Origin of the sequence: Pseudopedobacter beijingensis (assembly GCF_042678145.1) — a bacterium.
Lineage (GTDB): Bacteria > Bacteroidota > Bacteroidia > Sphingobacteriales > Sphingobacteriaceae > Pseudopedobacter > Pseudopedobacter beijingensis.
Genome location: NZ_JBHUDG010000002.1, coordinates 147691 through 162831 on the forward strand (window position 1 = coordinate 147691; position 15141 = coordinate 162831).

Here is a 15141-nt window from a genome sequence, read left to right on the forward strand (position 1 = left end):
ATTTAACACCTTGGCTATCAGTGCTGTTTTAAAAATATAAGATTGAAACTTCTGTCCGTTTTTTCGGGCCAACGTAAAACCTTGATTATATAAGCAGTTTTTTAAAATACGAATTACTTAAAGCGTTTTATTTTAGCTATTTTTGCCCGAAAAATTCAGATATTCAATGAAACTTAACGCAGATTATCAGGAACAGTTTTCTAAGCGACATATTGCTACAAACGAATCTGATACACAAGAAATTTTATCGGTTATTGGGGTGAGTTCGGTAAATCAGTTAATTGATGAGACGGTGCCGGAAAATATCAGATTGAAAAAGAAATTGAACCTGCCCAAGGCGAAAAGTGAAGCTGAGTATTTGGCCGCATTAAAACAAACAGCATCTAAAAATAAAATATTCAAATCCTATATTGGACAAGGATATTACGGGGTAATTACTCCAGGCGTTATTCAAAGGAATGTATTGGAGAATCCAGGATGGTATACACAATATACCCCCTATCAGGCGGAAATTGCACAAGGGCGTTTACAAGCTTTATTGAATTTCCAAACCATGGTTTCTGACCTTACAGGTATGGAAATAGCTAATGCTTCTTTGTTGGACGAAGCTACAGCAGCAGCAGAGGCTATGTTTATGCAGTATAGCCTTAGGAAAAATGCTGCCGCACATACATTTTTTGTGTCGGAAGAGTTATATCCTCAAACTATTGACGTATTAAAAACGAGAGCGGAGCCTTATGGAATAAACCTGTTGATAGGCGATCATCAATTGGTAGCGCTAACAGATGATATGTTTGGAGCTATAGTACAATATCCGGCAGGAGACGGTGAGATCTATGACTATAGTAACTTTGCAGAACAGGCACATGCTAAAAACGTAAAACTAACTGTTGTTGCTGATTTAATGAGCTTGTCATTGTTAACTCCTCCGGGAGAATGGGGAGCAGATATTGTAGTTGGTTCTACACAAAGGTTTGGAATTCCAATGGGATTTGGTGGACCACATGCAGCTTATTTTGCAACAAAAGAAGTTTACAAACGCTCTATGCCTGGAAGAATTATAGGGGTAACTATAGATTCGGCAGGTAATTATGCCTTAAGAATGGCACTGCAAACCAGGGAGCAACATATCAGGAGAGATAAAGCTACATCCAATATATGTACAGCGCAGGCACTTTTGGCCATTATGGCTGGGATGTATGCACAATACCATGGGGCAAGCGGAATAAAAGCAATAGCTACAAGAATACATTCTTTAGCGGTATTATTGTCAGATGCATTAACAAAGCTGGGTTATAAACAGGAAAACACCATGTTTTTTGATACGTTAAAGTTTAACGTAGGAAATCTGGTGGGCCCGTTACATGCCGAAGCTTTGAATAATGAATCGAACCTTAATTATAAAGGAGAGGAAATTACTATTTCTATAGACGAAACAACAACCTTACAGGATGTAGAAACCCTGGTTAGGTTTTTTGCAAAAGTAAAGGGTAAAACCTTGAATGATATAGATCTTGAGGATATAAAGGAAAATATAGGAACCAACATACCAGAGATTTTACAACGTACTTCGGAATACCTGACTCATCCGGTATTTACAAGTTATCATTCAGAGCATGAAATGTTAAGGTATATTAAATCATTAGAAGCAAAAGATTTGTCTTTATGTCATTCTATGATAGCCTTGGGATCGTGTACAATGAAACTTAATGCGACCTCAGAAATGGTAGCTATTACCTGGCCGGAGTTTAGCAATTTACATCCGTTTGCGCCAATAGATCAAACTGGCGGCTATATGGAGGTTATCAATGAGCTAAACCAATGGTTAAGTGAAATTACAGGTTTTGCACAGATGAGTTTGCAACCCAATGCTGGTGCGCAAGGTGAGTATGCAGGTTTGATGGTTATTAGAGCTTATCATTATGATCGAGGAGATGCACATAGAAATGTGGCATTAATTCCTGCATCAGCACACGGAACAAACCCTGCATCTGCAGCTATGGCAGGTATGAAAATAGTAGTAGTGAAATGTGATGAGAGGGGAAATATAGATGTAGAAGATTTAAAAGATAAAGCCATAGAGCACAAGGAAAATTTAAGCTGTTTAATGGTGACTTATCCTTCTACACATGGTGTTTTCGAAGAATCTATTATAGAAATTTGTGACATTATCCATGAAAATGGAGGTCAGGTTTATATGGACGGAGCTAATATGAATGCACAGGTAGGTTTAACCTCTCCTGCTTCTATTGGAGCTGATGTATGCCATCTGAATTTACATAAAACATTCTGTATTCCTCATGGAGGAGGAGGGCCGGGAATGGGGCCAATTGGAGTGGCAAAGCACTTGGTTCCGTACTTGCCGGGACATAGTGTGGTAGATATCGCGCAGCAAAAATCAATACATGCAGTATCGGCAGCGCCATTTGGTTCTGCACTGATCTTATTGATATCTCATGCTTATATTGCCATGATGGGAGCAGAAGGTTTAACGGATGCAACCAAACATGCTATTCTTAATGCTAATTATATTAAATCTCGGTTAGAGCAACATTACCCTGTATTATATTCAGGAGCAAATGGACGTTGTGCTCACGAAATGATTTTAGATTGCAGACAATTCAAGAACTCTGGTATAGAGGTTGCCGACATAGCCAAACGTTTGATGGATTATGGTTTTCATGCTCCAACAGTTTCATTTCCAGTAGCAGGAACTTTAATGGTTGAACCTACGGAATCTGAACCAAAACAAGAACTGGATCGTTTTTGTGATGCAATGATTTCTATCAGGAAAGAGATTAATAAAGTAGAAGCAGGAGAGTCTAGTAAAGACAATAATGTGTTGAAAAATGCACCTCATACAGTAGCAAAAATACTTGCGAGTGATTGGAGTTATGATTATACAAGAGAAGAGGCTGCATTTCCGCTACTTTATGTTTCAAAATCAAAATTCTGGCCGTCAGTAGGACGTGTGAATGATACATACGGAGACCGAACTTTGATTTGTTCGTGTCCACCAATAGAAGAATATGTATAAGAATCAAAAAATCCCGAGAGTTCAATCTGTCGGGATTTTTTTTGACTAAAATTTCATAAATAGAATATATTTTAACTCAGGATAACTGTTCTTTATTTGAATGCTTTTGTGTACATTGCATGTGCAGAAATAAATCCATGAAAAGCTTCGTATCTTTTCTTTTAACTTGCTTTTTATCACAAGGCTTTAGTCTTTCGCTTTCAGCGCAATCCTCTAAAAAAGTAGATCTGCAATTAAAATGGTATCATCAGTTTCAGTTTGCAGGCTATTATGCAGCCAAAATTAAAGGTTTTTATAAGGACGAAGGTTTGGATGTAGATCTTATAGAGGGAAATATCAATAAATCGCCTTTATTAGAAGTAGTTAATGGACATGCAGATTTTGGAGTAACCGGAGCGGATATTTTATATGATTATATAAGAGGAGTACCTGTTGTGGTTACCTCTGTAATCTACCAGCATACGCCTTATGTGTTTATGGTTCTAAAGCAATCAGGAATACGCAGCCCGGCTAATTTATATAAGAAGCGGGTAATGGTTTCTAATGATCAGGGGTGGCTTTTACTAAGAGCATTGTTTTTTAGAGAGGGTGTGCAATTAGATTCTGTTAAATTACTAAAGCATTCATGGAATAACAAAGATTTGATTGCAGGAAAGGTGGATGCTATATCTGCCTATTCTACAGCAGAACCTTATCAGTTTACCAAAACAGGACATGATGTTTTTCTGATTAGTCCCAGAGATTACGGGTTGGATTTTTATGGAGATTTAATTTTTACCACAAAAGACTATGCCAGAGAAAATCCTGAAGTAGTAGAGGCATTTAACAGGGCAAGTGCTAAAGGTTGGGAGTATGCATTACATCATAAAGAAGAATTGATTGCATATATCCTTGCGCTTCCAGGTGTTAAAGAGAGAGGTATAACACAGGATAATCTGGAATTTGAGGCCAAAGAAACGGAAAAACTTATTTTGTCTAATCTGGTGGAAATTGGACATATTAATATAGGTCGGTTTCAAAATATGTTAGATGTTTACAAAGAACTAAAGATGGTCTCTCCTACAGCATCTATAGAAGGTCTTATTTTTAAGAAGAACGATTTAGATTGGGAACGGGTTAGTTTAATTATCATCATTAGTGCCGCATTAGGAGCTAGTTTGTTGTTACTTATTTTTATTTGGAACAGGCGTCTGGTAAAAACAGTGGACAAAAAAACCAAAGAGTTACAGATTGAGATAGAAAGTAGAAAAATAGCAGAAAAAACAGCCAGACAAAGTGAAGAGCGATTAAAGCTTGCCATGAAAAGTGCTAATATTGGTTTGTGGGAATGGAATGTAAATACCCATGAATTTACATTAAGCAAAGAGTGGTGTTTCTTGTTGGGAATAGATCCATCTAAGCTGCCTATGCGTAAAAATATTTTTGATTTTATATATCCAGAGGATATTCCTGCTCTACGTAAGGCCTTTAATACAAGTCGGGTAGAATTAAAACGATTGAGCATGTACGAACTGCGTTTGCTCAAAGAAGGAGGGGGAGATATTAATGTATTGGTTTCTTTCAGGATAATTAAAGTTGGAGGAAAAAAGATCAAGAAGCTTTCGGGGGTAGTTGTTAATATAGATAATATTAAGAAACATGAACAAGTATTGCGGCAGTTATCAGAGGAATTGATGTTGAAAAACCGGGAACTTAAAAAATTTGCCTATATCACTTCCCATAACTTGCGTGCACCAGTCGTCAATATAGTTTCTTTAATGGAGATGTTTGATAGTCGAGAGTTGCAAAAGGAGAATAAGTTGATTTTTGATAACCTGGATTTATCTGTAAACAGGTTGAGTAATACGTTGAATGATCTGATAGAGATTATATCAAGTTCAGCGAATGAAACTCCTGAATTTTCTACTTTGGATTTTAATTTAGTTTTTGAAGATACCTGTAATTCTATTAAGGTAGACTTAGAAAGAGTTTCGCCTCTTATAGTCAAAGATTTTCAGGTGAGTAATCTTACTTATTCAAGGGTATATTTAGAAAGTGTTTATCTGAACTTGGTAGTTAATGCTATAAAATATAGAATGGAAGGGCGTAGTCTCTGTATAAATGTTTCTACCTTTGAAGACCATGATTATGTATACCTGAAGATTACGGATAATGGGATAGGTATAGACCTTAAGAAAAATAAACACCGCTTGTTTGAATTATATCAGCGGTTCGAACCTCAGATAGAAGGGAAAGGAATGGGATTGTTTTTAGTTAAATCTCAAATAGAATCTTTATCAGGGAAAATAACTGTAGAGAGTGAAGTAGGTGTAGGAACTGCGTTTACAATAGCATTTTTGAAGAAAGTTTAACTGTCAAATAAATGTAATTAGTTTTTTATTTCATATATAGATGTTGTAACATCTATTTCTTGTGTTTATGTTTGTGCCACATAACAAAGAAAATAAAAATGAAAGTAAAATCATCACTAATAGCTTTAATCGCTGTATTTACAGTATTTACAGCAAAAGCACAGGTTTATAAATTAGATACAGAAAAATCTACTATCGAGTGGATAGGGCGTAAAGTGACGGGAGCTCATACGGGAACTTTGAAGTTTGGATCTGGATCAGTTAATTACAATGGAGCATTAAAAGGGGGGAATTTCATTATAGATATGACTTCTATTAAAACTACCGATTTGCAAGGTGAATGGGCAGAGAAATTAGAAGGTCACCTTAAAAATGAAGATTTCTTTGCAACAGATAAATTTGCAACAGCAAAATTTGTAATTACCAAATTAGGAAAAGCAAATGTAGAGGGAGTACAAAACATAGTAGGTAACTTAACTATAAAAGGAATTACCAAGGAGTTGTCTTTTCCAGCAACTGTTAAAGTTAACAATGGTGTACTTACAGCAACCGCAAAAAGCGTGAAAATAGACAGAACAAAATATGATATAAAATATGGGTCAAAAAACTTTTTTGATAGCTTGGGAGATAAAGCAATCGATAATGATTTTGAATTGAATATCAGTATAGTAGCTAAGAAATAATTAGCAATCAGTACATGAGTTTTAAAGCCCGCATATCAATGCGGGCTTTTTTAGTTTATAAGAAGTATTATTGAAATTTCGATTTTTTTAAATAGTTTAGTTGACATTTATTAAAACTTCGTGATGATTTTCTTCCGTAGCTTTTTGTTATTGCTGGTATTTCTATTGTCTTCTCTGAGTGAAAATGCGTATTCACAGGAAGATGAAGTAGTACTGCAATTAAGATGGAAGCATCAGTTTCAATTTGCCGGTTATTATGCTGCGCAAAAAAAAGGATTTTATAAAGAGGAGGGGTTAAATGTAAATATTAAAGAGCACAATGAAAAATATAAAGTACTCGATCAGATGTTGTCAGGAGAAGCCCAATACGGCGTTTTGGCCAGTGATGTTATGCCTGATTATATGTCAGGTAAAAAAGTGAAAGTTCTGGCTAGTATCTTTCAGCATTCTCCTTATGTTATTATCAGTACCAAAGAACGGAAGGTAGCCAGAGCTACGGATATGTCTGGGAAAAAAATTATGGCTGCAGAAATGGGAGAGATTATTGTTAAATCTCTTTTGTTTAATGAAGGAATAGCACCAGACTCGGTCCAGATAGTCCCTTATGACAGAAATAAGTTTCTTTCTGCACCCGATGTAGATGCGATAGTAAGCTATAAAACTGTGGTCCCTTATCTTTTTGAACGACAAAAAGTAGATATAATTACCATAGAGCCATCGGATTATGGAATTGATCTTTATGGAGATATATTGGCTACAACGGAAAATGAAATAGATAATAATCCAGATAGGGTTGAGAGATTTACCCGCGCATCTTTAAAAGGATGGGAATACGCTCTTCAAAATCCAGACGAGATGATTGAATATATCTTGAGCCTTCCAGGAGTACAGGAGAGGGGTGTAGACGAAGAGCTGCTTAAACAAGAATATCAGGTTATGTTGGGGCTGATAAGACCTAATTTGGTAGAGATAGGACACATGAATAGAGGCAGGTGGCAGTTTATAATGAAGCAATTGTCTTTGATAGGTGTTCCTAATGTTCGCAAAAATGTAGATGATTTGCTTTACTTTCCAGATCAGCATAAATTAAAACATGCGAAATGGTCAATTTACATTGTATCTGTTTTGGCATTGTTTGCATTGTTTTTTATGATATGTAATGCAGTTACCCGAAGGCGTCTTGCTAAAGAAAAAGAAAGGTCTGCTCAGGTTGGTAATAAAAGCAGGTTTAATGAAGAAAGTATAAAGTTGATTCTCGAAAATGCGGGGATTATTCTTTGGGAGTGGGATGTTAAGACTGGAAAATATGAACTTTTCGGAATATGTGATCAAGAGAATAAATCTATCCAGGATTTTGCAAGCATGTTGCATCCTGATTTATTACCCAAGTTTGAACTCTTTCTGGATTTACTTCCCGATAGTTTTTCCGAAGAAATATGTCTTAAAATAGATGGGTATTATCAGTGGAGACAATTGACTATAAAAGCCAGAAAGTACGATCAGGACAATCGCCCAATGGTTTTTACTGGTATGGTCATAGATATATCAGAAGTAAAGAAAAAGAAAGAACGTCTTGATAAATTGTCAGCAGAGTTGGAGGCGAGTAAATCGGAGCTTGAAAAGTTCGCCTATATCACATCTCATAATCTTCGGGCACCTATTGTTAATCTGGAATGCTTAATCGATTTCTATGATTTTAAAGCCAAAGACACAGATGCTAATCACGATATTGTGCAAAAGATAAAAACATCCATTAATCGTTTAAAAATCGCTTTAGAAGAATTGGTTAACGTAACCACTTCAAAATAATATAAATAAGTTTGTTTTTTTAATGTATTTTTTAAAAAAATACATTAAGATTAATTAAAAAATATTTTATTAAAAAACATTCTTAATTCCTATATCGTGCCAAGTTCTAATAGAAGTTGAATTAAAAAAAATAACTAATTATAAATAAATTATATGTGATTGTAGGGCTAAGTTCCTGATTTGTCAAACAACAATTTATTGTTTTTTTAGTTATCAATATATGATATGGTTATGTATATTTTAGTAAAGCAATAAATCTATCCGAATAAAAAAATAAAACTTTTAAAAGAAATATCCGTTTAAAGAGAAATATCCGAAAATAGAGAGGAATGACGAATGAAGTTTTGAACATATTGATTATTGATGATGACGAAATAAACAATTTCATAGCGGCAAAGTTGATCGATAAGATACATCCGGTTGCTCATATCTCTATTTGTTTAAACGGTAAAGAGGGGATAGATTTCTTAGCTTCACGTATTCATAAAGAGGAAGAATTACCAGATATTGTTTTTTTGGATATAAATATGCCTGTAATGAACGGGTGGGAGTTTTTAGAGGAATTTGAAAAGATAAAAAATAGTATTAAGAAGAGAATTATGATAAACATGTTGTCTTCTTCTGTTTATAATGATGATATAACTAAGTCACAAACCTTTACAACTGTAAATAAGTTTATATCTAAGCCACTTACCACAGATAAAATAAAAGATTTATATAATAGCCTCGGATATTAGAGAAATAGCAAAGTTAGTGCTTCTAGGAGTTCTTCGTCTAAAAGAGGATATCTCAAAGAGGTTTCGTTATCAACTCCGTTCAAAAATTACTTTAAATGTTGGTGATGATCGCGAGTTTCTTTTGATACACCCTCTTGTATGCCTTTTAAAAAAGAGCAGTCAATAAAATTTTCTAAACTTCTGTTATCTGGAACCCATCATGTTCGTTACCAGATACTTTTCCGGAAGTAATACCCTTAGAATGATAGAATAAACATATCCAGTCATTGCTAACAGCCTGTTTTCCATATTCGGTCCTAAGATCACGGGCTAATCTACCATCAAAGTCATATTTTGCAATAAAATTCCTTTGCAATTGTTCGGGTTCAGGTAAGATATCTCCACCATAAAAATAGTGTTTACTTTCTGATTCAATATGGAAAACCTGGTGAAATTCGCAATGTCCTCCGGTAAGCTCATAGGATATTTCATCAGTTAACTTTCCGGAACCTTCTACAAAAACAATTTGCCCGGAACGTTGGATAATATCAAATATTTGAGTCCGGTAAGAGCTGGAATCTTTGGAGAATGCAGTTTCCCATTCATTTCTGTTGATAATATATTCTGCATTAGGAAAAGAAGGTTCCAATTGTCCGTTTTTGTTCCATACCATGCCGCCACTATGATCATAATGCAGATGACTCATCAGTACTTTAGTAACGTCTTCGGGAACAAAACCCGCTGCTCTGATATTTTCATGGATGATAAGATTCCCTTGTTCGTTATTAAAACCCAATCCGGTGTCTATCACTAAAAGCTCGTTTGGAGTTTTGAGTAAAAAAGGGTTCACATGTATAAATAAAGAACCCGGTCTATCACTTGTTTTGTGAATGAGCGGATCAAAAGGTATAAATTTCTTGGAAGAGTCTACAGAATATGATCCTTCCTTTAAAGCATATAGTTCCAAAACAGATAAATTATTTTAAAATCCCTAAAATCAATGGCTTATAAATCGTGTTATGATGATGCCGCCGATTGTTGTATATTTACTGTGTTACACAATGCAAATATATGGAAAAAAGGTGGGCAGAGCACTTAACAACAGATATAGATACGGTTAACAAGCTTGCAGAAGAATTAAATATAGACGAAATTCTTGCCCACATGTTGGTGAGCAGAAGTGTAACCACGTTTTCAGAAGCAAAAGAGTTTTTTAGACCCGAATTAAGTCACTTGCATGATCCTTTTTTAATGAACGGGATGACTGAAGCCGTTGACCGTATAGAAAGGGCAATTGCTAATGGCGAATCTATCCTGATCTATGGAGATTATGATGTTGATGGAACCACTTCTGTAGCCTTAGTATACCTGTTTTTTAAAAAATATACATCTCATATTAACTATTATATCCCAGACCGTTATTTAGAAGGCTATGGAGTATCCACCAAAGGAATAGACTATGCTGCTGAAAATGGATATACACTGGTGATAGCTTTGGATTGTGGGATAAAAGCTGTAGAAAAAATAGAATATGCCAAATCAAAAGGAGTAGATTTTATTATTTGCGATCACCATTTACCGGGAGATGAGATTCCGCAAGCAGTAGCAGTATTAGATCCTAAACGAAAAGATTGTGAATATCCTTATAAAGAGCTTTCAGGGTGCGGATTGGGATTTAAATTAACACAGGCTTATAGCATTAGGAAAAATATAGAAGAAAGTGAAGCATTACAATACCTGGATTTGGTTGTAGTGAGTATAGCTTCAGATATAGTTCCTATTACGGGCGAAAATCGTGTTTTAGCGTATTACGGACTTCAAAAACTGAATACAAACCCGTGTAATGGTTTAAAAGCATTGATAGAATTATCCGGAAAGACAGATTTTTTCACCATTACCGATATAGTGTTTTCCATTGGTCCCAGGATAAATGCTGCGGGGCGTATAGATGATGCAAAACATGCCGTAAAACTTTTGACGGCAAACTCAACACAATTAGCAGAAGATGCCGGTTTCATCATCAATTTAAAAAATGCCGAGCGTAAAGAGTTTGATACCAATATAACCGAGCAGGCATTGCAAATGATTGGCAATTCTCCGGAAATGATTAGCAGAAAATCCACCGTAGTTTATCATCAGAACTGGCATAAAGGAGTGATAGGGATAGTTGCGAGTAGATTAACAGAAAAATATTATCGTCCAACTGTAGTATTAACAGAATCAAATGGCCATGTAGCCGGGTCTGCCCGTTCTGTAATTGGTTATGACCTTTACGAAGCATTGTGTGCATGTAGTGATTTACTGGAGCAATTTGGTGGACATAAATATGCAGCCGGACTTACCATGAAGCCCGAAAATGTAACCAAATTTAGCCAACGCTTTGAGGATGTAGTGGCATCAAGCATAACAGAAGATATGCTTATACAACAAATAGCCGTAGAAAAAGCGATAGAATTAAAAGATATAACCCCTAAATTTTTTAGGATACTCAACCAGTTTGCACCTTTCGGGCCGCAAAATATGACACCTATTTTTATGACAAGAAACGTATATTCGTATGGGTACGGAACTGTTGTAGGCAATAATCATTTGAAAATGAGTATCAGGCAAAAAGATAGTATCGTATTCGATTGTATAGCATTTGGATTGGGAGACTATTTTGAGCAAATAAACAGAGGGACGCCATTTGATGTTTGTTATACCATAGAAGAAAATGTTTGGAAAGAAAGGCGCAATATTCAACTGAATATAAAAGGAATAAAAACCTATTGATTTGTATTTATGATACTAAGAGCAGAAAACCTGATCAAAAAATATAAGCAAAGAACGGTGGTAAACAACGTTTCTTTCCATGTTTCACAGGGAGAAATAGTTGGTTTATTAGGTCCAAACGGAGCAGGGAAAACGACATCTTTTTATATGATAGTTGGGTTGATAAAACCTAATGAGGGGCATGTTTATCTGGAAGATGTAGAAATAACCGAAGACCCTATGTATAGAAGGGCACAAAAAGGTATAGGTTATCTGGCTCAGGAAGCATCTGTATTCAGAAAGCTATCTGTAGAAGATAATATTAAAGCAGTGTTGGAAATGTCCACTCTTTCAAAAGCAGAACAGAAAGATAAATTAGAACAGCTGATAGACGAGTTTAGTTTACATAAAGTAAGGAAAAACAGAGGGGACCTTTTATCTGGAGGCGAACGCAGGAGGACAGAGATTGCAAGAGCACTTGCGGCAGATCCTAAATTTATTTTGCTGGATGAACCTTTTGCCGGAGTAGACCCCATTGCGGTAGAAGAAATCCAGGCTATAGTAGCGCGATTAAAACACAGAAATATAGGCATATTAATCACAGACCACAATGTTAATGAAACTTTATCTATTACCGATAGAGCTTATTTATTAACAGAAGGAAAGATTATGCTTTCTGGAACACCGCAGGAAATAGCCTCTAACGAAATGGCGAGGAAATTCTATCTGGGACAGCATTTTGAATTGAAAATTAAAAAGTTTGAAGTAGAAGGGCAATTGAAAACGGTAGGGAGACCTGATGAGGAACATGATTAGATGCTGGGAAATAAAGTATAGTAGCAAAATTCATTAAGATATAACAGAGGTAATTAGCAAGTAAGATTTAAGAAGTCATAAACCCTCAATACGTATAAAATGACCATAGTAAATTCATTTCTTACCTGGATAATGAAAAAGCGGATGCATCAGATTGAGCTTTTTATGAAATATCCAGACGAAGTGCAGGAAGAGTGGTTTCATACACTCATCCATTCTGCAATAGGAACCGAGTGGGGAAAGAAATACGAATACAGATCAATAGAAACTATTGAACAATATAGAGAAAGGGTACCCATCCAAACCTACGAAACGCTTAAACCCTACATAGAAAAAATGTTAAAGGGAGAGCAGAATGTACTATGGCCATCAGAAATAAAATGGTTTGCCAAGTCATCAGGAACAACAAGCGATAGAAGCAAGTTTATTCCGGTTTCTCAGGAATCATTAGAAGAATGCCATTTTAAAGGCGGTAAAGATATGCTGGCAATTTATTGTAATAACCAGCCAGAAGCTAAGATATTTACAGGGAAAAGTTTGGTTCTGGGCGGCAGCCACCAAATCAATCAGTTGAGCCCAGACTCTTTCTATGGCGATTTGTCTGCCGTTCTGATAAAAAATATTCCCATTTGGGCAGAATTAATGCGTACTCCAGATATGTCCATAGCGCTGATGGATAATTACGAAGAGAAAATAGAACGGATGGCTAGGGTAACTATGAATGAGAATGTTACCAATATCGTTGGAGTTCCTACCTGGACCATTGTACTAGCCAAAAGAGTGCTGGAACTTACTGGAAAATCTAATTTGTTAGAGGTTTGGCCTAATCTGGAACTCTATATACATGGAGCCGTAAATTTTGAGCCTTATCAGGAACAATTTGCCTCTTTGGTTCCCAATCCGTCAATGTATTATTTAGAAACTTACAATGCTTCGGAAGGTTTTTTTGGAATACAGGATCACAGTACAGAGAAAGATTTGTTATTGATGCTTGATTATGGTATCTATTACGAGTTTATCCCCATGGAAGAAATAGATAAGGAATACCCTAAGGCACTTTCTTTACATGAGGTAGAGTTAGATAAAAATTACGCTATAGTAATTAGTACTAACGGGGGGCTTTGGCGCTATATGATTGGTGATACCGTTAAATTTACTTCATTAAATCCTCACCGTATAAAAATTACTGGAAGAACCAAACATTTTATAAATGCCTTTGGCGAAGAAGTGATTATAGATAATGCAGAAAAAGCATTAACAAAAGCTTGTGCAGAAACCAATGCACTTATTCAGGATTATACTGCTTGTCCAATTTATTTTAAGGGTAAAGATGTAGGAGGACATGAATGGGTTATAGAGTTTGAAAAACACCCGAATGAATTTGATCGTTTTATAGATATTTTGGATAATACCCTCAGAGAGGTAAACTCCGACTATGATGCTAAACGATTTAAAGATATGGCTTTAAAACGCCCGACAGTTCACAAAGCACCCCAAGGCACATTTTATAACTGGCTTAAAAGTAAAGGTAAGTTAGGAGGGCAGCACAAGGTTCCGCGTTTAGCCAACGAGCGTAAATATGTAGAAGAAATACTTGAACTTATGCGGGCCTGAAAAAATATTTTTTCTCTTGTAACCTTTTATAACAAACAGTCATCTATGGATATAGAAACTGTATGAAATTGCAACACAAGTACTCACTCGAAGATATAATATCAGGATGCCAGAAAGCAGAAAGACGTTCACAAGAAGCGTTATATAAGCTCATGGCCTCCAAAATGTTTGGAGTGTGTATGCGGTATGCCAAAAATCAGTTCGAAGCAGAAGATATGTTGCAGACAGGTTTTATAAAAGTCTTTCGCAATATTGATAGTTATAGAGGAGATGGTTCATTTGAAGGCTGGGTACGGCGTATTATGGTGAACACTTCAATCGAATTCTATAGAAAAAATTTGAAAACTCTGGGAGATGTAGATGTTAATGATTTTACAGAAAGCGTGTCTGTAGAATTTGAAATTAGCAATCTGAACGCAAGAGATCTTATGTGCTTGGTACAAACCTTACCAGACTCGTACCGAATGGTATTTAATATGTATGCTATAGAAGGTTACTCGCATAGAGAAATTGGGCAGATTATAGGTATAACAGAAGGAGCATCAAAAGCTCAGTTAAGCAGAGCCAGGGCAATTTTGAGGGATGAAATTAAAAAAATGGAGGGACAATCATATGAAAGCAATGTCGGATAACGAATTCGATCATGTATTCAAGTCCAAATTTGAAGAACTAGATATACAACCATCCAAAGATCTTTGGGCAGGCATTAGTAAGTCATTAAATGAGGGAAATCAGCAACAAATAAAAAGAAGAAAGTTTCCTGTAGTTTGGTTGGCCGCTGCCAGTGTGTTATTTTTTGGAATAGGGGTCAAGCTATTTATGCCGAAAGAAGAGACCATTAAATTAAGTTCATCTAAGCAGATAGAAGAAGAAAGTAAAGATGTAGAACAACTTAGAAATCTTCATATAAAAATCGAGAAAGAATCGCTCCATCATTACGATAAAGAAGCCAATGAGAAACGCTATCTGGAAATGATGGCGGCACTGGATAACGACGAATCTCTTAAGCCAAAATCCAAAACGGAGAAAGTAGCAGTAGCCATGCCGAAACAGGTGAAATTTCTAGCAGTTGCAGAATCAAACCAAGATCAGCAGATAAGCCAATCAACACTCGAAAAGGCTATAGATGATATTTTGGCTGAGCAAGAGGAGAAAAATGTGATGATGGCTGCTATTGGTGAAACAACAGGAACAGAATCAAAAGATAAAATTAAGAATGTAAGCGATCTGTTGAATTTTGTGATCAGTAAAATAGATAAGCGGGAAGAAAAGATAGTTAAGTTGAGTAAGACAGAGGAAAGTGATATGGAAGTAACAGGAATAAACCTAGGTCTTTTTAAGTATAATAAAAAGTATTGATGTGT

Annotated in this window: 11 protein-coding genes; 10 read left to right on the forward strand and 1 reads right to left on the reverse strand. The window is 35.8% G+C overall.

Annotated elements, in window-relative coordinates; genetic code table 11:
- The first annotated feature begins 166 nt into the window (after positions 1-166).
- The 5 genes from gcvP to ACFSAH_RS01625 all read left to right on the forward strand — a co-directional run bounded on the left by gcvP (position 167) and on the right by ACFSAH_RS01625 (position 8617).
- Positions 167-3037 carry an aminomethyl-transferring glycine dehydrogenase gene (gene gcvP / locus ACFSAH_RS01605; RefSeq protein WP_379660934.1) on the forward strand — a complete coding sequence of 957 codons (2871 nt, stop codon included), beginning with the start codon at positions 167-169 and terminating at the stop codon, positions 3035-3037.
- 137 nt (positions 3038-3174) lie between these two features.
- On the forward strand, positions 3175-5388 hold the full coding sequence (locus ACFSAH_RS01610; RefSeq protein WP_379660935.1) for an ABC transporter substrate-binding protein: 2214 nt from the start codon (positions 3175-3177) through the stop codon (positions 5386-5388).
- A gap of 98 nt (positions 5389-5486) precedes the next feature.
- Positions 5487-6071: a YceI family protein gene (locus tag ACFSAH_RS01615; protein ID WP_379660936.1), complete on the forward strand. Its 585-nt coding sequence runs from the start codon at positions 5487-5489 to the stop codon at positions 6069-6071.
- Positions 6072-6194: 123 nt separating this feature from the next.
- The gene (locus ACFSAH_RS01620) at positions 6195-7880 is read left to right on the forward strand and encodes an ABC transporter substrate-binding protein (protein ID WP_379660937.1); all 1686 of its coding nucleotides are present in this window, start codon (positions 6195-6197) and stop codon (positions 7878-7880) included.
- Positions 7881-8209: 329 nt separating this feature from the next.
- Positions 8210-8617, forward strand: coding sequence for a response regulator (locus ACFSAH_RS01625; protein ID WP_379660938.1), 408 nt, complete (start codon positions 8210-8212; stop codon positions 8615-8617).
- Positions 8618-8789: 172 nt separating this feature from the next.
- Here the strand turns inward: ACFSAH_RS01625 and ACFSAH_RS01630 are convergent, their stop codons facing one another.
- Positions 8790-9563, reverse strand: a complete 774-nt coding sequence (locus tag ACFSAH_RS01630) for an MBL fold metallo-hydrolase (protein ID WP_379660939.1) — start codon at positions 9561-9563, stop codon at positions 8790-8792.
- Positions 9564-9667: 104 nt separating this feature from the next.
- Between ACFSAH_RS01630 and recJ the strand changes: the two genes are divergently transcribed.
- The 5 genes from recJ to ACFSAH_RS01655 all read left to right on the forward strand — a co-directional run bounded on the left by recJ (position 9668) and on the right by ACFSAH_RS01655 (position 15136).
- Positions 9668-11368 (forward strand): single-stranded-DNA-specific exonuclease RecJ, encoded by a 1701-nt coding sequence (recJ, locus tag ACFSAH_RS01635; protein WP_379660940.1) that lies wholly within the window; start codon positions 9668-9670, stop codon positions 11366-11368.
- A 9-nt stretch (positions 11369-11377) separates the two neighbouring features.
- On the forward strand, positions 11378-12163 hold the full coding sequence (lptB, locus tag ACFSAH_RS01640) for an LPS export ABC transporter ATP-binding protein (protein ID WP_379660941.1): 786 nt from the start codon (positions 11378-11380) through the stop codon (positions 12161-12163).
- Positions 12164-12262: 99 nt separating this feature from the next.
- Positions 12263-13777 (forward strand): GH3 auxin-responsive promoter family protein, encoded by a 1515-nt coding sequence (locus tag ACFSAH_RS01645; protein WP_379660942.1) that lies wholly within the window; start codon positions 12263-12265, stop codon positions 13775-13777.
- A gap of 62 nt (positions 13778-13839) precedes the next feature.
- Positions 13840-14409, forward strand: a complete 570-nt coding sequence (locus ACFSAH_RS01650; RefSeq protein ID WP_379660943.1) for an RNA polymerase sigma factor — start codon at positions 13840-13842, stop codon at positions 14407-14409.
- A complete protein-coding gene (locus tag ACFSAH_RS01655; protein ID WP_379660944.1) occupies positions 14399-15136 on the forward strand; it encodes a hypothetical protein in 738 nt (245 codons plus the stop codon). The genes ACFSAH_RS01650 and ACFSAH_RS01655 overlap by 11 nt, the downstream gene beginning before the upstream one ends.
- Positions 15137-15141: the final 5 nt, after the last annotated feature.